Origin of the sequence: Campylobacter concisus (assembly GCF_902460415.1) — a bacterium.
In the GTDB taxonomy this organism is placed as follows: domain Bacteria; phylum Campylobacterota; class Campylobacteria; order Campylobacterales; family Campylobacteraceae; genus Campylobacter_A; species Campylobacter_A concisus_Y.
In genome coordinates, this window is record NZ_CABPTY010000002.1 from 278,139 (window position 1) to 301,172 (window position 23,034).

The 23,034-nt window shown below is 36.7% G+C and carries 18 protein-coding genes; 6 read left to right on the forward strand and 12 right to left on the reverse strand.

Annotation, left to right across the window (positions count from 1 at the left end; all coding sequences use genetic code 11):
* The 8 genes from FZ940_RS05535 to pyrE all read right to left on the reverse strand — a co-directional run bounded on the left by FZ940_RS05535 (position 1) and on the right by pyrE (position 10,214).
* Positions 1–2,616 (reverse strand): cytochrome c biogenesis protein, encoded by a 2,616-nt coding sequence (locus tag FZ940_RS05535; protein ID WP_148821868.1) that lies wholly within the window; start codon positions 2,614–2,616, stop codon positions 1–3.
* 14 nt (positions 2,617–2,630) lie between these two features.
* Entirely contained in the window at positions 2,631–3,596 is a 966-nt protein-coding gene (gene nrfD, locus FZ940_RS05540; protein ID WP_087584878.1) for an NrfD/PsrC family molybdoenzyme membrane anchor subunit, read from the reverse strand.
* Between the two features lies 1 nt (position 3,597).
* On the reverse strand, positions 3,598–4,269 hold the full coding sequence (locus FZ940_RS05545; RefSeq protein ID WP_107785617.1) for a 4Fe-4S dicluster domain-containing protein: 672 nt from the start codon (positions 4,267–4,269) through the stop codon (positions 3,598–3,600).
* A gap of 20 nt (positions 4,270–4,289) precedes the next feature.
* Positions 4,290–5,048, reverse strand: coding sequence for an FKBP-type peptidyl-prolyl cis-trans isomerase (locus tag FZ940_RS05550; RefSeq protein ID WP_021090397.1), 759 nt, complete (start codon positions 5,046–5,048; stop codon positions 4,290–4,292).
* A gap of 44 nt (positions 5,049–5,092) precedes the next feature.
* On the reverse strand, positions 5,093–7,159 hold the full coding sequence (locus FZ940_RS05555) for a cytochrome C (protein WP_148821869.1): 2,067 nt from the start codon (positions 7,157–7,159) through the stop codon (positions 5,093–5,095).
* A 96-nt stretch (positions 7,160–7,255) separates the two neighbouring features.
* A complete protein-coding gene (locus FZ940_RS05560; RefSeq protein ID WP_148821870.1) occupies positions 7,256–8,683 on the reverse strand; it encodes a c-type heme family protein in 1,428 nt (475 codons plus the stop codon).
* The gene (locus tag FZ940_RS05565) at positions 8,673–9,362 is read right to left on the reverse strand and encodes a response regulator transcription factor (protein WP_148821871.1); all 690 of its coding nucleotides are present in this window, start codon (positions 9,360–9,362) and stop codon (positions 8,673–8,675) included. The genes FZ940_RS05560 and FZ940_RS05565 overlap by 11 nt, the downstream gene beginning before the upstream one ends.
* Before the next feature lie 243 nt (positions 9,363–9,605).
* A complete protein-coding gene (pyrE, locus tag FZ940_RS05570; protein ID WP_148821872.1) occupies positions 9,606–10,214 on the reverse strand; it encodes an orotate phosphoribosyltransferase in 609 nt (202 codons plus the stop codon).
* Positions 10,215–10,333: 119 nt separating this feature from the next.
* Between pyrE and FZ940_RS05575 the strand changes: the two genes are divergently transcribed.
* The 3 genes from FZ940_RS05575 (at position 10,334) to thyX (ending at position 15,046) form a co-directional block, all read left to right on the forward strand.
* Positions 10,334–11,701: a Na+/H+ antiporter NhaC family protein gene (locus FZ940_RS05575; RefSeq protein ID WP_148821873.1), complete on the forward strand. Its 1,368-nt coding sequence runs from the start codon at positions 10,334–10,336 to the stop codon at positions 11,699–11,701.
* 122 nt (positions 11,702–11,823) lie between these two features.
* Positions 11,824–14,298, forward strand: coding sequence for a flagellar hook protein FlgE (flgE, locus tag FZ940_RS05580; protein WP_148821874.1), 2,475 nt, complete (start codon positions 11,824–11,826; stop codon positions 14,296–14,298).
* A gap of 118 nt (positions 14,299–14,416) precedes the next feature.
* Entirely contained in the window at positions 14,417–15,046 is a 630-nt protein-coding gene (gene thyX, locus FZ940_RS05585; RefSeq protein ID WP_148821875.1) for an FAD-dependent thymidylate synthase, read from the forward strand.
* Positions 15,047–15,098: 52 nt separating this feature from the next.
* Here the strand turns inward: thyX and FZ940_RS05590 are convergent, their stop codons facing one another.
* From FZ940_RS05590 to ruvC, 4 genes are all read right to left on the reverse strand, one after another.
* Positions 15,099–16,205: a DNA adenine methylase gene (locus tag FZ940_RS05590; protein WP_148821876.1), complete on the reverse strand. Its 1,107-nt coding sequence runs from the start codon at positions 16,203–16,205 to the stop codon at positions 15,099–15,101.
* A 1-nt stretch (position 16,206) separates the two neighbouring features.
* On the reverse strand, positions 16,207–16,722 hold the full coding sequence (luxS, locus tag FZ940_RS05595) for an S-ribosylhomocysteine lyase (RefSeq protein ID WP_148821877.1): 516 nt from the start codon (positions 16,720–16,722) through the stop codon (positions 16,207–16,209).
* Between the two features lie 134 nt (positions 16,723–16,856).
* Positions 16,857–17,546 (reverse strand): MOSC domain-containing protein, encoded by a 690-nt coding sequence (locus tag FZ940_RS05600; RefSeq protein WP_148821878.1) that lies wholly within the window; start codon positions 17,544–17,546, stop codon positions 16,857–16,859.
* A 17-nt stretch (positions 17,547–17,563) separates the two neighbouring features.
* Positions 17,564–18,043 (reverse strand): crossover junction endodeoxyribonuclease RuvC, encoded by a 480-nt coding sequence (ruvC, locus tag FZ940_RS05605; RefSeq protein ID WP_178140253.1) that lies wholly within the window; start codon positions 18,041–18,043, stop codon positions 17,564–17,566.
* Between the two features lie 122 nt (positions 18,044–18,165).
* Between ruvC and dnaA the strand changes: the two genes are divergently transcribed.
* The 3 genes from dnaA to gyrB all read left to right on the forward strand — a co-directional run bounded on the left by dnaA (position 18,166) and on the right by gyrB (position 23,028).
* Positions 18,166–19,476, forward strand: coding sequence for a chromosomal replication initiator protein DnaA (gene dnaA, locus FZ940_RS05610; RefSeq protein ID WP_054195855.1), 1,311 nt, complete (start codon positions 18,166–18,168; stop codon positions 19,474–19,476).
* Positions 19,477–19,630: 154 nt separating this feature from the next.
* Positions 19,631–20,704, forward strand: a complete 1,074-nt coding sequence (dnaN, locus tag FZ940_RS05615; protein ID WP_148821879.1) for a DNA polymerase III subunit beta — start codon at positions 19,631–19,633, stop codon at positions 20,702–20,704.
* A 14-nt stretch (positions 20,705–20,718) separates the two neighbouring features.
* On the forward strand, positions 20,719–23,028 hold the full coding sequence (gene gyrB, locus FZ940_RS05620; RefSeq protein ID WP_084041988.1) for a DNA topoisomerase (ATP-hydrolyzing) subunit B: 2,310 nt from the start codon (positions 20,719–20,721) through the stop codon (positions 23,026–23,028).
* The last annotated feature ends 6 nt before the right edge of the window (positions 23,029–23,034 follow it).

Here is a 23,034-nt window from a genome sequence, read left to right on the forward strand (position 1 = left end):
CTAAATCTCTTTTATATCCTTACCTCTATAAGCAAAGACGATTAGCAAAGCCAAGAGCATTAAAAGCAAATAAAGCAAATTTGAAATGCTAAATCCATCGCCATTTGCGTATGAGTGAAGTCCACTTAGATAGAAATTTACACCAAAATAGGTAAAAATAACTGAACCAAAAGAGAGCACGCTAGCTACTAAAAAGATAAAAATATTTTTTAATCTTGGGATAAATCTTAAATGAAGCACAATGGCATAAATAATTATCGTAATGTACGACCAGCTCTCTTTGCTATCCCAGCCCCAGTATCTGCCCCAGCTCTCATTCGCCCAGACGCCGCCAAGAAAATTTCCAATAGTTAGCAAACTAAGTCCTATGATGAGGCTTAGCTCATTAGTTGCGGCGAGGTATCTTATCTGCTCACTAAGCTTTTGCTCGTTTTTTTGATTTTTTATAGCCATTAAAAGAAGCCCGAGAAGCCCGAGCACAAAGCTAAAGCCCAAAAAGCCGTAGCTTGCCGTGATGACACTTACATGCACACTAAGCCAAAATGACTTTAAAACTGGGACTAGATTTGTTATTTGTGGATTTATAAAATTTAGATGAGCGACAAGTAAGCTCACACTTGCAAAAAGTGAAGCGGCCCCAAGAGCAAAGCTTTGATGTTTAAAAAATAAAACTCCAGCTAGTACACTTGCAAGCGAGATATACACTAAGCTCTCATAAGCATCACTCCAAGGCGCATGCCCTGAGATATAAGCACGAAGAGCTAAATTTAACAAATGTACCGCAAAGCCAAAATAAAATGCAAGGCTTAATGCACCCTCAAATCTAAATTTCTTTCCAGAAAATAACCTATAAAAGCCAAGAGCGAGCGAAACTAGCCCAAGGATCATGTAAAAATATATAAGAAATTTAAAAATTTCCATTTGATTATAAAGCACTTCAAGCTCCACCTTTGCCTCGCTTGGTGCAAGGGAGCCTAGAGTGCTTCTTTGATAGCTTGAAATTTTCTCCAAGCTCCTATCAGCTTCTTTGCACTCACCACTTTTTACGCAAAGGCTTAAATTTTCTATATAAGCGCCCAAAATGCTTTTAAGCTCGCTTGAAATTTCACTTGAGCCAAAGGCTTCATTTACGCCTAGCCACGTGAGCTTATCACCATTTTTAGCTGGGATAAATTTTAAAATTTCTCCCTTTAATGCAAGGTATAAGACATTTAATCTCTCATCAAATTTGATCACGTCGTTGTCAAATTTATCTCTTTTTGAGGCGGATTTTTCATTTGCAACTTCTACAAATTTAGCCAGCTTATACTCGCCATTTTCGTTAAAAATGTCGTTAAAACTAGCAAATTTCTCATTAACTTCCAGAAGCTCGCCCACACGCTCGCTTGTGATCTTTACTATCCTTTTGTCCATCCACTCTTTTGGCGAGATGGCAAAAGAGAGCATTAGCTCCTCGCTGCTAAGCCCAAATAGCGTAGTTTTGGTTGAAATTTTACTTATCACAGCTATTGAGTAAGAGCCAGCTGGAGCGATTCTGCTATCAGCTTGAGTTAAAATTTTGGCAAATTTGCTTGCATGAGCGTCTAAATTTTTATTATTTTCATTAGCAAAATTTGGAGTAGCATTTAAAAGCAAAATCGCCAAAAATGCGATTTGCGAACCTTTTATAAAATTTAGCAGCCTAAAAAAACGGCTCTTTTTGCTAAATAAATTTGCCACAAAGCCAAGACAAAGTAAAAAATATCCTATGTAAGTTGGGATTTTGCCAGGATCACGGCTGATCTCAAAAGCGCTTCCAAGCTCGTCAGGATCGTATGAAGACTGAAAAATTTTATAGCCATCAATCGTTAGTGGATTATTTAGCGAGATGTCGTACTTGTTGCCAGCGATACTTACTTTGCTTATATAAGATGATGGACTATTTAGCCCCGCATATCGCTCTAAAATAAACTCGTCAAGCTTTAATAAAAATGGTAAATTTAAAGCCTTTGAGCTAAAGTAAAATTTCACCTCTTGCCCACCAAAACTTAGCACACTAGGCTCCAGCTCATATCCAGCTCCGCCTTTTAGCTTAACACTCTTTTTTTCGCCGTTAAAGCTTATTTCTAAACTGAGCGTAGCAGGAGCGTTTTTCTCATCTTTTTTATATCCAAGCAAGTTAATTATAAATTCCTTGCCGTCTATAAAATTTTTAAACTCAAAGTCGTTTTTACCAAATAAGCTTAATTTTAATGGATAACTAAAATTTTCCCCAAGCATTTCGACTCTAAGATAAGGCTTAACGCTTTGCATTATATTTGAGCTTTGCAGAGCTCTAAGATGCATAACGCCCTCTTCGCCAAAATACCTTGTAAGTGCAGCCCCGATGAAGATAACGATAAAAGCAAGATGTATCAAAAATGCGCTAAATTTTTTATACATCTTGGTTTTTACAATACTAATGGCTAAACAAATAGTGCAAGCAAACATAACACACTCGTACCAAAGCGCTTCATAGACAAGCACTCTGGCCGTTTGTGTGTCATAAAAATTTTCTAAAAAAGTCGCAAGCCCTGCACCAAAAGCAAGAATAAATAATAATATCAAAGACAAGCGGTAGATATTTAAAATTCTCATCGCTCGCCTCTACTTTAAATGCTATAAGTTTGTCCCGCATAAAGTATAAACACCCTAAGCAGTAAAACACCGATAACAGCCGCTAATGAACTGATATAAAAGCTAAATTTTAGGCTAGCTACTTTTTTGCCAAATGCGAAATTTAAAACAAAAGGCACAATAAAGCCAACTAGCACAACACCAAGCCAAAAGAAATTTGCCCAAACGCCACTATAAAAAGCAACGGCTGCATTTTGCTGATAACTTGAACCAAGCAAAAGCGATACAAAAAGCATTAAAATGAGTAAAATTTCAGCTCCCAAAACACTAAATTCTACGCTATGAAGCGAATGAAGGTCACTTGAATGTGGATCTTCTTTAAATAAAGCTGCTGCGACCAAGCTACTGCCACTTATGCCAGCACTTAGCCCTGAAGCTATAAATAAAGCTGGAAGCACAGCTGTGTTTAAGAGTGGAAATCTAATCAAAACTGAGATCAAAAATCCAGTATAAGCACAAATTATTACAGCAAAAATAAGACAAATACGACTTAAAAATGGATAAAGCGGTATTAAAATTTTCATTATTAGCGCAAAAAGAGTGCTAAAGGATTTTAAACTTTTGGCTAAGAAATTTGAAATCTCATCATTAAATGCATAAAGGCACATCAAAAAGCTAAGCGGTATAAATACGCAAAGTCCAGCAACACCGATAGACATAACTGATGTGAAATTATAATTAATCAAAATTTTCCAAAACAAGAGTGGCTTTTCAAGATCAGCTATCAAGCAAACCATACCAAGCATGATGCTAACAAATGCTAAAAGCGAAGCAGCCTTAAAAAATGGACTAAAGCTCTCTTGCTTTTTATAGTGTTTTAAGAGTATGGCAGCGATTAGCGCTCCACCACTCATACCAGCTAGCAAAAGATAAACAGCGATCGGCCAGCCCCACTCTACTCCATGCGAAAATGTTGCAGTAAAATTTAATGCACCATCCATCTTACACCCCCATTTTTACTTTAGGAATATATCTAAGGCTTGGTTTTGTGCCAAGCTCTGCTCTTAGCCTTATGCTATCTTTTACGGCTAGTAGCTTACTGATGTGCGAATTTTCATCGTTAAGATCACCAAAGACGATCGCCTCATATCTACAAGCTTCTACGCAAGCTGGCTCTTTTTCGTCCTTTAAATTTGTATCTATGCAAAAGTTACAGCTTTGAGCTGAGTGCGTAACCTTATCGATATATCTCACGTCATATGGACAGGCTACGATGCAGTATTTACAGGCGATACAATCATCTATATTTGTAGTTTGTATGCCAGTTTTTTCGTCTTTATGACAAGCCTTGGTCGGACAAACAGCTACACAAGGCGCATCGACGCACTGCTGACAAGACACTCTTACAAATCTTTTATCGAGTAAATTTTTAGGATTAGTCTTATCTTCTATAAAAAGTCTCATCTGTCCTTTTGGGACTAAATTTACCTTTCTGCAAGCTATCTCGCAGTCTGTACAGCCAACACATTTATTTTGGTCAAATATCATACCAAAGTGTGGTTTTTTTACACTTTCTTCACTCTTAAAAGCAAAACCACTACTTGCCGCACCAGCACCAGCAGCCACAACTACCATGCTTTTTAAAAAGGCTCTTCTATTTTTTTGATTTTGCATTTTTAACTCCATTTTATATCTTAATGAGGCTTTTTAATGCCCTCATTTAGTTCTTTTTCGTGAATTTTCTTTGCAGCCTCGGCTAACTCACCTGGCTTTAAGACCTTAACAAGCTCTATCTCAAAAACAATAGTCTCGCCTCCAGGTATACCCTCCATGCCGCTATTGCCGTATGCAAGTTCTGGCGGGATAACAAATTTAAACTTATCGCCCTCTTTCATGAGCATTAAGCCCTCTTCAAGACCTGGGATCAAATTTAGCATAGAAAGATGAGCTGGAGCCTCTTTTGTCTCATCAAAGACCTTACCATCGATAAAACTAGCTTTGTAGTTTGCTATGATGATACTCTCTTGTTTTGGAGTTGCTCCTTTTTTGCTTGATTTTAAAATTTCATATTGTAATTTTGATTTTGTCGTTTTTACATTTTTATTTTTTGCATTTTTATCCATAAAAGCCTTGCCCTGCTTTAAATTCTCTTTAAGTATGGCGGCTTCTTTTTCTTTTACTATCTTGTCTAAATTTTCAGCTCTTTTGTTTAGTAGCTTTGCTATCTCATCATCGCTTAGTTTTAGCTCTCCTTTTAGTGCATCACTAAAACCTTTGATAACGGCTTCAGCATCGTAGCTAATGCCTATTTGTTTTTGTTCAAGTAACCCTTTTAAAACATATCCACCACTTGTTGCTCCCATGGCATAAGACTCATTTGAATCTACATTTGCAAGCAAACCAGAAGCACTTAAACTAAGAAGTAGCGTAAATTTTAAAACCTTATTTTTCATATCAAACCCTTAAGATTAAAGGGGCTAAAACTAGCCCCTAAATGCTATAAATTTTTATTCAAAATTCTTTGAGCTTCTTTTATATACTCTTTTGATGCATCGAGTTTTTGTTTAGTAAATTTAAATCCGTGCATACCCCATGAACCATCTTTTTCAACCATATCGATGATCTCTTGAGCATTTTGGATAAGCTCATAAACTCTTACTTTATCACTTGCATCAAGTTTTTTAGTCTCAAGTAGTGAGTAAAGTCCTTCAATACCAATTTTAACTTCAGAGAATTCATTCTTAACTGGAGTTTGCCATCCCATAACTTCATCATAAACTTGTTTTTGGTTTTTGAAGTGAAGTGTTGGTTTTAGCTCAGATAGTACTGGGCTGTGGCAGCCTTTGGTATCTTTCATATCCTTATCAGCCCAAGATGTTCTAGCGCACGCCCACATCAAGTCAACGTAGTTGTGACCATTTTTGTCTCTCTCAAAGTGCCAATCTTTAGCATCTCTTGGACCTTTAGCAGCATCGCCTGGTACTAGAGATTTCTCTTTTGGATCAACCATAATCTTCCAGATGTGAGATCTTCTTTGAGTATCAAAGCCAGCGTTGTCTTGGAACTGAACAGCGTAGAAATTCTCACAACTCATCATAAATGGCATGTGGCAAGATGCACAAGTGTTGTCTTTGTGAGTATCTGCTTTAGATGCGATATATGCTTGAGTCTCGTGGCAATCTTTACACTCTTTTCTAATTTTTGGTTTAGTATAGAATGAGCTTAGATAGCCTTGCTCTGAATTATAGTTCATACCTTTTACGTTTTTATCGCCTACAACTGGACCTGTGTTGTCGTGTGGATCGTGGCAAGTTACGCATCTCATACCTTTGTCGTAGTGAGCTGTAAAGTATGATTGTGAACCTTCAGAACCACATCCTGGTCCCATTGACTTAAATTTAGAGCTTAATGATAGATCAAGCTTGCCGTTGTTTAATGGGTTAGCACGCATTAAGTCTGGGCTAAAGTTAAATCTTTGGTGGCAGCGTTCGCAGTTTGATGTTCTAAAATTTGTAGCCCCGTCAAGGTGACCGCCAGCTCCGTGGCACTCCTCACAGCTTACGCCTTTTGAGATAGTGTGTTTTTGAAGCTCTTTAGCATTACCAAGTGCTGCGTAAAATTCTGCTTTTGACTTAAAGTCAAATTTAACTGGGTGACAAACTTCACAATATGATGAGTTTGCTTGGAAGAACATTGATTTTTTATGTTTTGCGGCGTATGAAGCAAGACCTCTAACATATCCGCCATTATCGCCGTACTCTTCAAGAGTGCCAGGAAATTCTGGGACAAGCTCTTTTATCTTTTTAACAGTAGCGTCGTCTAAATTTAACGCCCATGTTCTTTGCCATTGGTTACCACCAGCTACGATCTGACCTGTACCATCTCTTAGCAAACCACCCTCAACGTAGTAAGTGCCACGAAGTAACCACGCATCAACGTAGCCCATTTTGGTTCTTAAGTGACCAACGGTTGCGTAGATAACATCTGGAGTAATACCTTTTGGAAGGATAGAAGCTGTATCTTTGTCAAATACTGGCTCAGTTAGGTTGTTATTAACCTCTGGGTGCTCGCCAGGGAAACGCATAGTAGTTGCGTGGCGAGATCTGCTCCACACTTCATACTGAGCCGGGTGACACTCACCGCACTTTTCTGGTCCTACAAATTTATTAGGAAACTGAAGTGATGAAGTGGCTGGAATTCTATACATCATAGAGCTATAGCCCTTACCGCCATCTCTTTTACTAAGCTTTGACATATCAAAGCCATGTCCCTCGGCAAGCCACTCTAAGCCACGGTCGTGAACGACCATTTTACCGACGGTTTTACCACCATACTTTGTAAAAATAGGGTGGTTTTTAAATAACCAGTTATACATCTCTTGCTCTTCTACAACGTAGTCTTGCAAGGAGATAACACCTCTACTTTGCAGTGTGCCTTTAGGATTTGCGATAACATCACGTGCTTTATCGGACATCTGCATATTATGCTCTTCGCAACAGGCTTGTGAAGCGAAGATGCTAACACCCATGAGCAAACCAGCTAAGGCTTTTTGTAGATTTCTCATGTGCCCTCCTTTAAATTTTTTATCCTAAAATCAAAATGATTTCATACTGATAATACTAACACCAAAAAAGGGTAGAAAAGGGGGAATTTTAATAAATTATAAATTTTCGAAACTAATTGTAAATGTAATACTATTTTCATCTACGTTTCTAGCAAAGATTAGAGCGTTATTTTTACTAGCGATTAGCCGACTCATATATAGACCAAGCCCGCTGCCAGACTCTTTTGTGCTAAAGTGTGGCTCAAAGATAACCTTTAAAAACGAAGCCTTTATAGCTCCTGCATTATTTTGCACGCATAAATTTTTACGATTATCTTTTATGAAAGTATAAATTTTTATTACTCTTGGCTTTACATAGCTTTGTTTAAATGCATCTTTTGCGTTATTTATAATATTTATTAAAATTTGGATTATTTCATTAAAATTTGTAAAAATCGTAAAATTTTCTCTTATATCGATCTCTATTTCAATTTGATATTTCTTAAGTGAGGCGTTTAGAATTTTTATAGTCTGATTTACTACTTCCTCTACGCTAAACTCCCTTTTTAAAGTATTTGGCTTAAAAAAGTTTTTAAAATCATCAACCGTTTCAGACATGAAATTTATCTGCTTGCTAGTCTCTTCTATAAACTCATAAATTTTTGCTTCATCAAGCTTTTTTCGCTCCTGATAGAGCTCTAAATTTATTAAAGCTGAGCTAATTTGAGCTAAAGGCTGCTTCCACTGATGTGAGATATTGCCTATCATCTCGCCCATTGAGGCTAGGCGACTTTGATGTATCATTAGCTGCTCAGTCTGTCTTTTGCTCTCTTCGCCACGCCTATGCATCTTATAAACGAGTAGCAAAAATATCCCGAATACAAAGGCTATCGCGCTCATTATGATGACAACCTCTTTTAAATGGTAAGAAAAAATGGCACGTAGTGGGATTTTAAAAGATAGCATTGCCATCATCTCACTTGCTTCAGAAATTTTTCCATTTGAAATTTCATAGCGATCCAACATCTGTTTTGGAGCACTTTCGCTATTGTGACAGGCTAAGCAAGATGTATTTTGACTTTTTATAGGAAGTCCTACAAAAAATTGTGAGCCATTTTCATCTTTTATAATCTTTGAAAACTCACTAAATTTATTCTCTTTAAAGCCTCTTAACACCTGCGCTTCAAATTCATTTGGTTCATGAGCTTTATTTAAAGGCGCCATGGCGACTAGTTTGTAGTCAAAGTCAAGATTGTATTTTTTCTTTTGGATATTATAAATTTCACGGCTTATATACGAAGATGAGAGCAATCTCTCGTCAAAAAAATCCTCTTTTATAATGCCATCATGCTTTAGCTGCTCTATTAGCGGACGCTGAACGCCTGCGATGTACTCTCTTACAGAATTTATACTCTCAAGCACATAATACGCCTCTTTTTTGGCATCTTTCATTGCAAGATTATTATAAAAATTTAAAACAAGTGCGGATATTAAGAGATAAACAAAGATAAAAACACTAACGATTAGCTGAAATTTATATTTCACAAAGATAACCTACACCATATAAATTTTTAATCACATCTTTGCCAAGCTTCCTTCTAAGCTCTTTTACGATCGTCTTTATCGCCTCTTTGCTTGGCTGCTCATACTCCCAAATATAATCAAAAATTTGTTCATAAGTTATAGTTTGATTTTTGTTGTTTAAAAAATACTCTAAAAGCCTACTTTCGCTCTTACTCAGATGAGAAATTTCACCATTTATATAAAGTACTTTTTTACCAAAATCGTATTCTAATTCATCATTTAGCCTAAGAGTCGGCTTGCGTCCAACAAGCTCTAAAGCAACGTCTTCTAGGGCTTTTATAAATGACTTTTTATCATATGGCTTTGCAAGATACCTTGTGATCTTTAGTTCAACTGCTCTCCACAAATACTCTTGCTCGACGTGACTTGATAGGATCACGATAGGAATTTTTTGATTTATAGTTCTTACTTTTTTAGCGATCTCTAGGCCATCGATATTTGGCACGCTTATATCAAGCACCAAAACATCATAAGTATCGCTCATCGCTAGCTCAAGTGCATCATAGCCATCCGTTACGCCATTTACCTCGGCAAAAAATAGTTCCAAAGAAGCACAAATATTTTTTAAAATCGCCTCTTCATCCTCAAGACAAAGGACTTTTTTATTTGATAAAACATCTAAAATATCATTTTCTTGCATAGCTTCATCTCGCTTTTTGAGCAGATATTATCACTTGGTAGCTTAAAAAATAAGATTATCTAAAAAATAATTCATACCAATATAAAAGACAGATTACTTTTAAAAATTAAACTATAAATTTTTGTTGAAGTGATTTGAAGTCTTGATTAAAATTCTTCTATAAGTACTATTTTGGATTTTCTAAAAATTTTAGCTATCGATCAATTTTAAAAAAGAAAGATAGCTATATTTATAGTATAAATTTTAGTTACCTCTGCTTCCAGGTTTGATCGCTTTACTTCCATTTTTACAAAGTGGGCAATGCTCAGGCTCATAAATTTCAAACTCAAAATTTCCTAAAGCAAAAAACGGCTTATCGCTTGGCAGTTTAGCATTTGGCTTAGCTTCATTGTCTAAATTTGTAACCTTACAAAAGCCACGGTTTGCAAGCGCTGCAAAGCCAACTACCTCACCGCCAAGGCTCTCTATCACATGCGCTGCCTCAAGTGCTGAGCCGCCAGTTGTGATGATGTCTTCACAAACTATAAATTTCTCGCCCTTTTTCACTTCAAAGCCGCGCCTTAAGCTCATTACTCTATCAACTCGCTCTGTAAAGATAAAACGCTTCTTTGCTGCGCGAGCTAGCTCATAGCCAGCTAAAATTCCTCCAAGTGCAGGCGAGCAAACGCTATCAAATCTAATGCCAAATTTCTCTATCACACAGGCAAGCTCGTCAGCTAGCTTTCCAGCCAAAGCTGGGTCTTCAAGTACCTTTGCACTTTGCAGATAAAACTGCGAGTGATTACCACTACTTAGTAAAAAATGTCCCTCTAAATATGCCCCAGCCTCTTTATAAATTTTCTCTAAATCCATCGTTTTTTCCTTTTAAAATTTACTCAAAATCTTAACACAAGCCCACTTAAGCCACTCTTTTTAAAATTTAATAAGCCACACATTTGTATAATCTCTCAACACTCACAAAAAGGACGCTCATGCTTATATTTAACCCTGTTGTTTTTAGCATTTTGGTAATGACGATACTTTGTCTATTGCGTTTTAACATTTTGCTTTCTATCCTTATCTCTGCTCTTGTTGCGGGAGTAATGTATAAGCATGGATTTAGTGGATTTGAAAGTGGCATTGCAGGTGGGATCGATAGCCTCTTTACAGCCCTAAAAGAGACTACACAAAGCCTCATAAGCGGTATGCAAGGCAATCTTGAAACATCGCTTAGTTATATTTTGCTTGGTGCTTTAGCAGCCGCTATCGCAAATACAAATTTAACTGCTATCTTGATAAATGCTTTGAGTAAATTCCTTAGCTCAAATAAAGTGATTTTTATACTAACTATTGCATTTATAGCATGCTTATCTCAAAATTTAATCCCTGTTCACATAGCTTTTATACCTATTTTGATCCCGCCGCTTCTTGCTATTATGAACAAAATGGGGATAGATAGACGTGCAGTAGCTTGTGCTTTGACATTTGGTCTTCAAGCACCTTATGTAAGCCTTAGCGTTGGCTTTGGTCTGCTTTTTCACAATATCTTAAAAAAAGAGCTAGCAAATAACGGCATAACCACATCTATTTCTGATATCTCTTCTGTTATGTGGATAGGCGGCGCTTCTATGCTTATCGGACTTATCCTTGCCATACTTTTTTATGGTAAAAAAAGAGCTTATAAAACTTCAAAATTTGAAAAAGAAGAGCTTGATGAGATCGAGCGCGCAAAAAGCCTTGAGATGACTAAAAAAGAGTGGGCGGTTTTAGCTGGTGCAGTTGTGGCTTTTGGTGTGCAAATTTATACTGAGCTGCTACCTCTTGGTGCACTACTTGGGCTTTTGGTTATGGTCGTTTTTGGCGGTATCGAATACAAAAAAGTAGATAAGATCATGGATAACGGCCTTGCTATGATGGGATTTATCGCTTTTATCATGCTAGTTGCTGCAGGTTATGGTACTATCCTAAGAGAGAGTGGTGGCATAGACGAGCTTGTAAAATACGCTAGCTTGGTATCTGGCGGCAAGATAGGTGGAGCATTTTTGATGCTTCTTATCGGTCTACTTGTAACAATGGGTATAGGCACTAGCTTTGGTACGATACCGATCTTAGCCTCTATCTACGTGCCACTATGTGTTAGCCTTGGTTTTGGCGTACCAGCTATCATCTTGTTAGTTGGCATAGCTGCAGCTCTAGGAGATGCTGGAAGCCCTGCAAGCGATAGCACACTTGGGCCAACAAGCGGTCTAAATGCTGATAATGAGCACAACCACATATATGATACTTGTGTACCTACATTTGTATTTTTCAATATCCCACTTATCATCGGTGGCATAGTTGGAGCTATGATACTTGGATAAAATTTGGCGTTAATTACGCCAAATTTCTTTTTATTTCTTCTACTTTTTATCAATATAAATTTTTTGGAACATCTTTTGCTTTTGAAAAATATAAAAATTTAAAATGCAAAAAGGATAAGTCAATGATGAGATCACTTTGGTCTGGTGTTTCAGGCCTACAAGCCCACCAGATAGCCATGGACGTAGAAGGCAATAATATCGCAAACGTCAATACTTATGGTTATAAATACAACCGTGCAAATTTTGCTGATATACTAAGCCAAACTCCAAGAGTTGCTACTGCTCCACAAGGTCAGCTAGGCGGTCAAAATGCTATGCAAATAGGTCTAGGAACGACTATAAACTCAACTACAAGAATTTTCTCACAAGGCACACTGACATCTACTGATAAGCAAACAGACCTTGCACTTCAAGGAAATGGTTTCTTCGTCGTATCTCCAGATGGTGGAACTACAAGATACTATACAAGAAATGGTGACTTTGTCCGTGATAAAGCTGGAAATTTTGTAAACAATAGTGGCTATATCGTTCAAGGCTGGACAAGAGATGAAGAGACTGGCACTATTGACTCAACTGGACCGATAAAAAATATTGTGATCAAAGAGGGCCTTACTACTCCAGCAAGAGCGACAACAGAAGTAAAGATAAAAGGCAACCTTGACTCAGGCAACACCATCGACCAAAGAAGCACTCCTATTTATTCACTAGATTCGGTTGCTGGTGGACGTGACTATAACAATGACGGAATTTTAGATCCAAACGAAGTCCACAACGAGAATGATGTAAATAACGATCAGTTTTATACGAACTCAAGAAAAGAACAAAGCCTAACAGAGCGTGGCGTAGATCTAGGTGTTACATTTGATGAGCTTGGAAATGGTCTTGCTTTAAGAGATGGACAAGGTATCTGGGTAAGCTACGCAAATGCTAAAACTGAAAAATTTACTATAGGTAGTGGATCACCAAATAATGTTGGTTCACTTACTAATGGAACTGCAAAAAAATTAAATATAACATTAAATGGTGTAAATATAACCGGAGATGTAACAAATATAAGTGATGTTGCAGCCGCTATTAACGCTCAATACAATAAAACTGGTGTTAGAGCTGAAATTTCAGAAGGTAATAAACTAACACTTATAAATAGAAATAATTCAGGTACTACAAAAGAGACAAAAAATATTCACTTAACTGTCAATACTGGTGATGAATTAGTAGCAGCAACGACAGCAATGGGAGTGGCAAATGGCGGTTTAAAAAATCGAGATATTATCACAGCTTATCAATATGTCTATACGAGCTCACAAACAACAGCAGTTCACGAATATAATGATGCGAAAGAAAGGCAAGTAACTACAACAGAAGATCTTCGTGCTGCTATGCAAAAAGATGCAAGGAACTACATTGACTACAACGGTGATGGTCAAATAAGAGCAAATTCAGACGCACTTGATGCTGCAAAACAAGCAATAGCGGCACATAGAAGAACGCCTGGAACTGGCGGGGCAGCCATAACTAGCACCGTATATCAAACAGCTTATAATACTGCTTATAACAATACAACTGGTACTCCGGATGCAAAACACGCAGCTGGTATCGCGGCACTTCAAGCACTTGCAGGTGATGATACAAATGATGGTGTAAAGATCACTGTAAATAAACTAGGTCAATTTCAACTAGAAAATCCATCAAACGAAGTAGCAGATCATGCACTTTATATGACAACAACTGGTCTTACAAAGCCAGCTCAAGGTACAAATAATTCAGCTATAAATGAAAATGTTAGGCTCACAACTATTATGAAAGCACTTGATGGCGCATTAAGCCCAGGCCAAGCTCTAAGAGCAAGTGGAAAGATGATGATGTCAAGCCACGGCTCAACGGCAGAAATTTTTGACTCACTTGGCTCAAAACACACAGTTAGTATCAAATGGACAAAGACAGGCACTACAACAGATGGTGGAACTGAGTGGAGCATGGTTATACAAGTGCCAGAGCCAGCTAAGATAAACTACACAGGCGAAGGTCCGGATAACGTTATAACTGGAACAGCTAGATTTAACGCAAATGGCTCACTTGCAAGTTTTCATCCAGCAACGATAACATTTTCAGCTAACAACGGCTCACAAAGTGGCCAAAACATTAGTTTAAATTTTGGTCTTGGAACTGACTTTAACGGCTTAACAAGCTTTGATAAAGACTCATCAACTGAATCAATCTCGCAAGATGGCTACACAGGCGGCACATTAAACGGCATAAAAATAGATGAGACTGGAACAATAATAGGCTCATTTTCAAATGGTCAAAGCTTTGGCCTAGCTAAAGTAGCACTTGCTACCTTTACAAATAACGAGGGTCTTCAAAGCGAGGGTGGAAATGTCTTTTCACAAACCGCAAACTCAGGTGAAGCAGTCATCGGTGCAGCTGGCACAGGCGATAAGGGAACGATCGCAGCTTCAAAACTTGAAGCTAGTAACGTCGATCTAAGCCGTGCGCTAACAGATCTTATTGTTATCCAAAGAGGTTTCCAAGCAAACTCAAAAACGATCACAACAAGCGATGAGATGTTAAATACACTTCTTCAATTAAAACAATAATAACTAAGACTTTTACAAAAGGGAGCGTTTGCCTCCCTTTGAAATTTATGCTTTAAATTTACAAATAAAATCAGCCTTATTTTTGTAAAATGCTAGAAAATTTTACAAAAGAGAAAAAATGCAAGTAACACTTCTAAACCACACTCCACTAAATATCTGCTCTCACGCTATCCGCACATGCTGGCAAAGCTTTGATAAAGGCGACAACGGTGGCGAAAAAGATGTTGAGCTAATAGATAGAGTAGGCAATAAATTTAAGCATGCCTCGACCTTAGAGCACCTATATTATAACTTCTACATCCAAGGTATCTCTCGTGCGCTACTTCAGGAACTAGCTCGTCACCGCTTGGCAAGTCTAAGCGTCAAATCAACTCGCTACACGCTAAAAGAGCTAAAAAAAGAGGAGAAATTTGAAGTAGGGCAGTTTGAGCGAGCGGCTAAATTTATCGTACTAACAAATGACGAATTAGTCGATAATGCAAGCATAAAAGCGCTTGAAAATTTACGCGAGATACTAGCTACAACTACAAAGAGTCTAGACATCGTCAAATACTGCCTGCCAGAGTGCTACAAAACAGAGCTTACATGGAGCATAAACGCTAGAAGCTTACAAAATTTTATCTCACTTCGCAGCTCAAAATCAGCCCTTTGGGAGATCAGAAATTTAGCAAATGCCATCTACGATGCCTTGCCTGATGAGCATAAATTTATATTTGAGAGATGTTTGCCAGAAGATGAACAAAACTAACATTTGAGTTAGTACGGTTTGTGATTTAGAAGTGATGAAATGAGCGCTAAATTTACTTTTTCAAAACGTAAAGAAGCTCGTCTACGTGGATGTTTCTAGCTTTTAAATTTCTGCTACCGCGGTAGGCATTATATTTTTGGCGCAGTAGATGAACTTTGCCCATTTTATTTAGGTTTTGATCAAATTCATCTTGGTTGATAAAGCCTTCTGAGTTAAACGAGATAAGCACAAATTTCGCTTTTAAATTTGATATCAGCTCAAAAAATGCCTCGCTTGCTGATGATTTTTTATTAAAGACTGATCTATTCCAGTCTTTTGCGATGCCTGAAACTTTTGAAATATTGCTTGGCTCCTCATAGCTTGCGATGAGATTTAGCATGAAATAGTTTGAGCCGTATGGGTGCTGGTTATAGGGCGGATCAAGATAGACTAGATCAAGCCCATCAAGCTCTTTTGCGAGCAAATTTGCATCCTTTTGATAGACCTCAAAAGGCACATTAAAATTTGAGAAAATTGGCTTAGTCAAATTTATATCAGAAGTGATCCTTGAGATGGCATTTTGCCCCCTGCCACCAAACTGACCGATGCCCTCTTTATTTTTATGAAAACCTTTAAAAATTCCACTCGTATTTGCATGTACGCTTGCATTATAAAGTAGTGGAGCTATGAAAAATTTTCTCATCTCAGCTGGCATTAGCTCATCTATGAGCCTTCTAGCAGTGTCGATGAATATAGCATTTTTTCTTGTGTAAAAGACCCGCTCGCCAAAAGCGATATTTTCATCATCTTTTGGGGCATAAAGTTTTGTTATAAAGCCTTCAGAAAGGCTATTTTTTATCTCTTTTTCAAGCTTTTTTTGCCAGAAATTTATCTTATTTATTAGCTCGTTTGTGGCGTTTTGTAGGTAGCATGAGTTTGTGATGAAGCTATAAAGCTCCAAGTCGTTTGCGACTAGAAATTCGCTATTTTGTTTTAAAAACCTAGCCACTACGCCACTTCCGCTAAAGAGGTCGCAGCAGCTAAGTTTTTCTTTTTTAAGCTCGTCTTTTGCGTATTTTACGCCTAGATCTATAAAGCCTAAAAGCGAGCGTTTGTTACCAAGATAGGTTAAAATTTGCTCTTTTAAATAGGCTTGATTTTCTTGTTTTGCTGGCTTCAAATCAGTGCTTTTTTAGTCCCATAGCATCAACGTCAAGCTTGATCTCATCGTTATTTATTATGACTAGACCTTGTGCTAAAATTTTGTTTGCTATGGCGTGAGCTTCATCAAGTGAATGCATCTTGTAGGTGCCACATTGAAATTTATTTAGCTCTGGGATCTTATCTTGATCTTTGACCTCTAAGATATCTTTCATTGAAGCAAGCCATGCTTTTTTTACAGCTTCTTCGCTAGGTGTGCCGATCACACTCATATAAAAGCCAGTTCTACAGCCCATCGGAGAGATGTCGATGATCTCTACGCCATTGCCATTTAGGTGATTTCTCATAAAGCCAGCAAACAAATGCTCTAATGTATGGGTACCTTTTTCTGGCAAAATTTCTTCATTTGGCTTGCAAAATCTCAAGTCAAAAACACTTATATCATCGCCCTTTGGTGTTTTCATACTTTTTGCTAGTCTTACTCCTGGGGCTTGCATTTTTACGTGATCTACACAAAAACTATCAAGTAGTGGCATATCTTCTCCTTTAAATTTTTGGTAATTCTAGCGTAAAAAATGTTTAAAATTTAAAGGCTCATGCAAAATTTCACATAAGCCTTGTAATATTTGAATGTTTGTGGTTATTAAAATAATAAAACTTTTACTTAATATTATAAATTTCTCATATATTCTGTGCTATAAATACCTTGAATACGTCTTTCCATGTCACTATACCAACTTTTTGGAAGAGTAGTAAGAGAGTTAAATTTCTCTAGTAAATTTAAATTTTTACTTGGAGCACAAAAAAGTCTATTTACTTCTAAAATGCTCATATGAACTGGATCTTTTTCTATAACTTCTATTACGTCGCCCACTTTGCACGATCCTGGAGTGATGACGCGGTAGTACCAGCCAGTTAAGCCAGTTTCAAAGATATGAGTAGCCATATTTTCATTGCCCCATCTTTTTGAGAGCTTAAAACAAGGCTTTCTTGGCTGCGATACTTGAAGGACTAGTGAGCCGACCTTATGGATATCGCCCACGCAGACACTACTCTCATCAAGCCCATCAATGCATAAATTCTCACCCATAGCTCCGTAAGCCATATTTTTAAATCCTAAAAATTTCTCCCATTTAGCGTAGTTTGCAAACGAATTTGCAAATATAGCTTTTTCTGGGCCTCCATGGTGCTTCGTATCAGCGACGCTATCACCCTCAAAGCCAAGCTCATTTGCAAAAATTTCACCATTTTGAGCTACTTTAAAAATAGCTGAGCTCCAAGGTGTATTTAGCTTATCAGTCGCACTTTGCGAGCCATAATTTTTTACCTCGCCAATTAATAATGCTTTTACTATTGCCATCTTTTTCCTATCAAAATTTAGCTTATTCTTAAATTATTTGCGTGAGTTAGCGCGATCGCGATCGCATCAGTGATATCAAGTGGTTTTATCTCTTTGTTTATACCTAAAATTTTCTTCACCATAAATGCGACTTGCTCTTTGTCAGCTTTAGCCTTGCCAGTGACAGTTTTTTTCACCTGAAGCGGCGTATACTCTGCAAAATCACCATGAAGCTGTAAAATTTTAAGGCTAAGTGCTCCGCGAAATTGAGCGAGCTTTAAAACCGTTTTTGGGTTGTAGGCAAAAAATATATCTTCGATCGCGACCTCGTCAAATTTATGATTTTTAAAGATGAGATCAAGCCCCTCGCAAAGCTCGGTAATCTGATACTGAAGTGTGTTTGGTTTTATTTTTATGAGTCCTGCTTCAAGAAGAGTAGTTTTAAATTTATTTTTTTCAAGTATTGCATAACCACAATTCTTCGTACCTGGATCGATTCCTAAAATTTTCATAACTATCTTTTCAATACTTTTTCACGACTTTTTCACGATGTGAAAAAGTTTGTCAGAGTTTAACAAAGGTTTTATTAAAATTAAGATAGTATCACTATAAAAATTCTCGAAATTTAAGGCATAAAAATTTGATAGCAGACGAAATTTTAGAAAATCTTTCAACACAAATTTCACCTGAAGAATACCAAAGTTATATCAAGCAATTAAAATTTAACGAAAAGGCTTCAGACGATCATATTATCGTATTTACTGCACCAAATGAGTTAATGGCTAAATTTATAAATACAAGATACGCTGATAAAATCGCTCATCTGTATGAAGTTAGAACAGGCATAAAACCAAATATAGAAATTTCATCTACTAAAAGTAGCAAGGTATCAAAACAAAATCAAATAAATGTTAAGCAAATAAAAACACAAAGTAGCATTTTAAATCCAAGCTACACATTTGAAAATTTTGTCTGTGGAGCGTCAAATCAATACGCATTTTTAAGCGCAAAAGCAGCCGCTGAAAAGCCTGGTGTACTTTATAATCCACTTTTTATCTATGGCACAACGGGACTTGGCAAGACACATTTACTCCAGTCAGTCGGAAATCACTGCCTAAATAAAGGGAAAACCGTTATTTGCGTAACTAGCGAACAATTTATGATAGATTTTACCAGTCATATAAATAACCACTCAATGCCAAAATTTCGTGAAAAATATAGAAACTGTGATGTTTTACTAATAGATGATGTACAGTTTCTTGGTAAAACTGATAAAATCCAAGAGGAATTTTTCAACACATATAATGAACTTTTAGCAAAAAATGGTCAAATAGTTATGACTTCTGATCGACCTCCAAAGACACTAAAAGGCTTTGAGGATAGGATGATTTCAAGATTTGATAAGGCTTTTATGGCTGATATTACGCCGCCCGAACTTGATACAAAGATAGCCATCATCATCAAAAAATGTGAATTTGATAAAATCGATCTAAATAAAGAAGTCATAAACTACATAGCTACAAATATGGGGGATAATATCCGTGAGATCGAGGGAGCTATCATAAATTTAAACGTATTTAAAACTCTTATGAAAGAAGAGATTACACTTGATCTTGCAAAAAGTATATTAAAAGATCTGATCAAAGAAAAACGTGAAAATATAAATTTCGATACTATCGTTGAAATAGTTAGTAAAGAACTAAATATCAAACAAAGTGATATAAAAAGCAAATCAAGAGTTACAAATATCGTAGAAGCAAGACGAATCATCATATATCTTGCAAAGATGCTTACAACAAACTCAATGCCACAAATTGCAAACTATTTTGGTATGAAAGATCACAGTGCCGTTAGTCATAATATTAAAAAGATAAATGAGCTAATACAAACTAATGAAATTTTTAGTCTAAAAGTTACTGAATTAAAAAATAAAATTTTGACAAAAGGATAAAATACAATATGAAATTTGTGAATAAATGTGAAAAAGAAAATATAATTTTTCACATTTCAAATAGCTGTATTTCGATGTTTAAAAGTACTTTTCACTTTTTAACATCACCTACTAAAACAAAAAAATTAAATTTAAAAATAGAAGGAAGTTTTTAATGAAGGTTTTAATAAACAAAAATATGCTTGAAAGCATAGTAACAAATACAAATCCATATCTTGAAAAAAGAGATCTTAGTGCTATAACTTCTCACATTTATATCTCAGCAAAAGATGGTGTTTTAAACATAAAAGCAACTGATCATGAAATAGGTCTAGCATATAAGCTAAGTAATGTAAAAATCGTTGATGAAGGTTACGCAACTGCAAATGGCAAAAAACTACTTGACATTATAAAAAGTCTAAAAGACGAAGAAGTGATGTTAGAAACTGTAAATAACTATCTTTACATAAAACAAAAAAACTCAAAATATAAACTTCCAATGTATAAATTCGAAGATTTTCCAGAATTTCCAACGATTGAGGGTAAATCAAAATTTGATGTTGATGCTGTTATGTTAGGAAGAAGTTTAAAGAAAATTTTACCAAGTATTGATAGTAATAACCCAAAATTTGAACTAAACGGAGCTTTTCTTGATATTAAAAAAGACTTTATAAATATCGTCGGAACTGATACAAGAAGACTTAGTGTATTTAGATTTCAAACACCAACTGAAAAAGAATTTTCACTTATAATCCCTAAAAAAGCTATCAATGAAATACAAAAATTATTTTTTGACAAGATAGAAATTTACTATGATGAAAATATCTTAATCGCTCAAAGCCAAAATTTTGAATTTTTCACAAAACTTATAAATGGTAAATTCCCAGATTACGAGCGTGTAATACCAAAAGAGGTTAGAAAAAGACTTCAATTAAGTAGAGATAAGATGATAGAGGGTATAAAAACTATCTCAATGCTAAGTGATACAATGAAAATATCTTTTGCAAAAGATAATATAACATTTGAAAGTGTTATAGAAGATAACTCTGAAGCAAAAACTATGATAGATTATCAAACTGGTTTAGAGCTTGGAGATGAATTTTTCATAGGTATAAAAAATAGATATCTACTTGACTTTTTAAGTAGCATAGAGGATGAAAATTTTGAGCTTGGATTTAATGAAAGCTCACTAGCATTTGTTGTAAATTCAAAAGAATTAACAACAGTAATAATGCCGATAAATTTATAAGATAAGGCAAGATTATGGAAAATAATTACGGCGCAGAAAATATTAAAGTACTAAAAGGTCTTGAGGCGGTCAGGAAACGCCCAGGCATGTATATAGGTGATACTAACATAAGTGGTCTTCACCATATGATCTATGAAGTCGTTGATAACTCTATCGACGAAGCGATGGCTGGATACTGCGATACGATAGATGTTGAGCTTACACGTGAGGGCTCAGCGATCATCAGCGATAATGGCCGTGGTATCCCAGTGGATATGCACCCAACTGAGAAAATTTCAGCTGCGACTGTTGTTCTAACTGTGCTTCACGCTGGTGGTAAATTTGACAAGGACACTTATAAGGTCTCTGGCGGTCTTCACGGCGTTGGTGTATCTGTCGTAAATGCCCTTTCTAAAAAACTAGTCGTAAATATCAAACGCGATGGCAAGCTTCATAGACAAGAATTTGCAAAAGGTATCCCACAAAGCGATCTTGAAGTGATAAAAACTACAAACCGCACAGGCACGCAAGTCGAGTTTTGGCCAGATGATAGCATATTTGAAGTGACTGAATTTGATGATGAAATTTTAGTAAAAAGATTTCGCGAGCTAGCTTATCTAAACCCAAAGATAACTATAAATTTTAAAGATCAAAGAAATGGCAGAAGCGAGAGCTTTCATTTTGAGGGCGGACTTGAGAGCTTTGTAACTGATATGAACAAGGCAAATGCTGTCAGCAAAGCAGTCTCATTTAGCGGCGGCGAAGATGACGTTATGGTTGATTTTGCCCTGCTTTACAACGACACTTATAGTGAAAATTTACTAAGCTTTGTAAATAACATCAAAACTCCAGATGGCGGTACACACGAGGCTGGCTTTAGAGCGGGCCTTACAAGAGTTATCACAAACTACGTTCAAGCAAATGCTGCTGCACGTGAAAAAGATACAAAGATAACTGGCGAAGATATACGCGAGGGACTTATCGCAGTTGTGAGCGTAAAGGTGCCAGAGCCGCAGTTTGAGGGACAAACAAAGGGCAAACTAGGCTCAAGCTACGTAAAACCTATCGTTCAAAAGATGGTTTTTGATGTGCTTACAAAGTATTTTGAAGAAAATCCTATCGAAGCAAGAGCGATAATGGATAAAGCTCTAATGGCAGCTCGTGGTAGAGAAGCCGCTAAAAAAGCAAGGGATCTAACTCGTAAAAAAGAGAGCATGAGCGTAGGCACACTCCCTGGCAAACTAGCTGATTGCCAGAGTAAAGACCCAGTAATTAGCGAGCTATATCTAGTGGAGGGCGACTCTGCGGGCGGTTCTGCAAAGCAGGGACGTGATAGAGTTTTTCAAGCGATATTGCCACTTAAGGGTAAAATTCTAAACGTTGAAAAGGCAAGACTAGATAAAATTTTAAAATCTGATGAGATAAAAAATATGATAACAGCGCTAGGTTGCGGCATCGGAGATGAATTTGACGCTGAAAAGCTTAGATATCATAAGATCATCATCATGACCGACGCCGATGTCGATGGTAGTCACATCCAGACGCTGCTTTTAACATTCTTCTTTAGATTTTTAAATAAAGTTGTAGAAAACGGCCACATCTACCTAGCTCAGCCGCCACTTTACCGCTATAAAAAAGGTAAGAAAGAAATTTATCTAAAAGATGAAAAAGCGCTAAACGAATTTCTTATCGAAACTGGCATCGAGGGCGTTGATATAGAGGGTATTGGTAGTGCTGATTTGATTGATTTTTTAAAGATTGTTGCAGCTTATAGAAGCGTCTTAAAAGAGCTTGAAAAACGCTTTAACGTCCTTTCGGCGATCCGCTATATGATAGAAAATCCAGACATCGTCTCAAAAAGCTACAATGAAATTTTTGAAATTTTAAGAGACTTCTTAAAAGCTGAGGGTCACAACATCCTAAACCACTACGTTAGCGATGATGAGGTTAGAATTTATGTCCAAACTGAAAGCGGCCTAGAAGAGCTTGTGGTAAATGAAAATTTATTTACAAATCCACTCTACGAAGAGGCGCTTTATATCAGCCAAAAGATAAAAGAGCGCGGCCTAGACTTACATAGTGACGTTATCGACGTGCTTGATGAGGTAGAAAAAAATGCTAAAAAAGGTGCATATATCCAGCGCTACAAAGGTCTTGGTGAGATGAACCCTGAGCAGCTTTGGGAGACTACGATGAACCCTGAGAACAGAAGACTTTTAAAGATTGATATAAACGACGCTATAAGCGCTTCTGACACGTTTAATCTCTTTATGGGCGATGAGGTCGAGCCAAGAAGAAACTACATCCAAGACCACGCAAAAGACGTTAAACACTTGGATATTTAAAAGAAA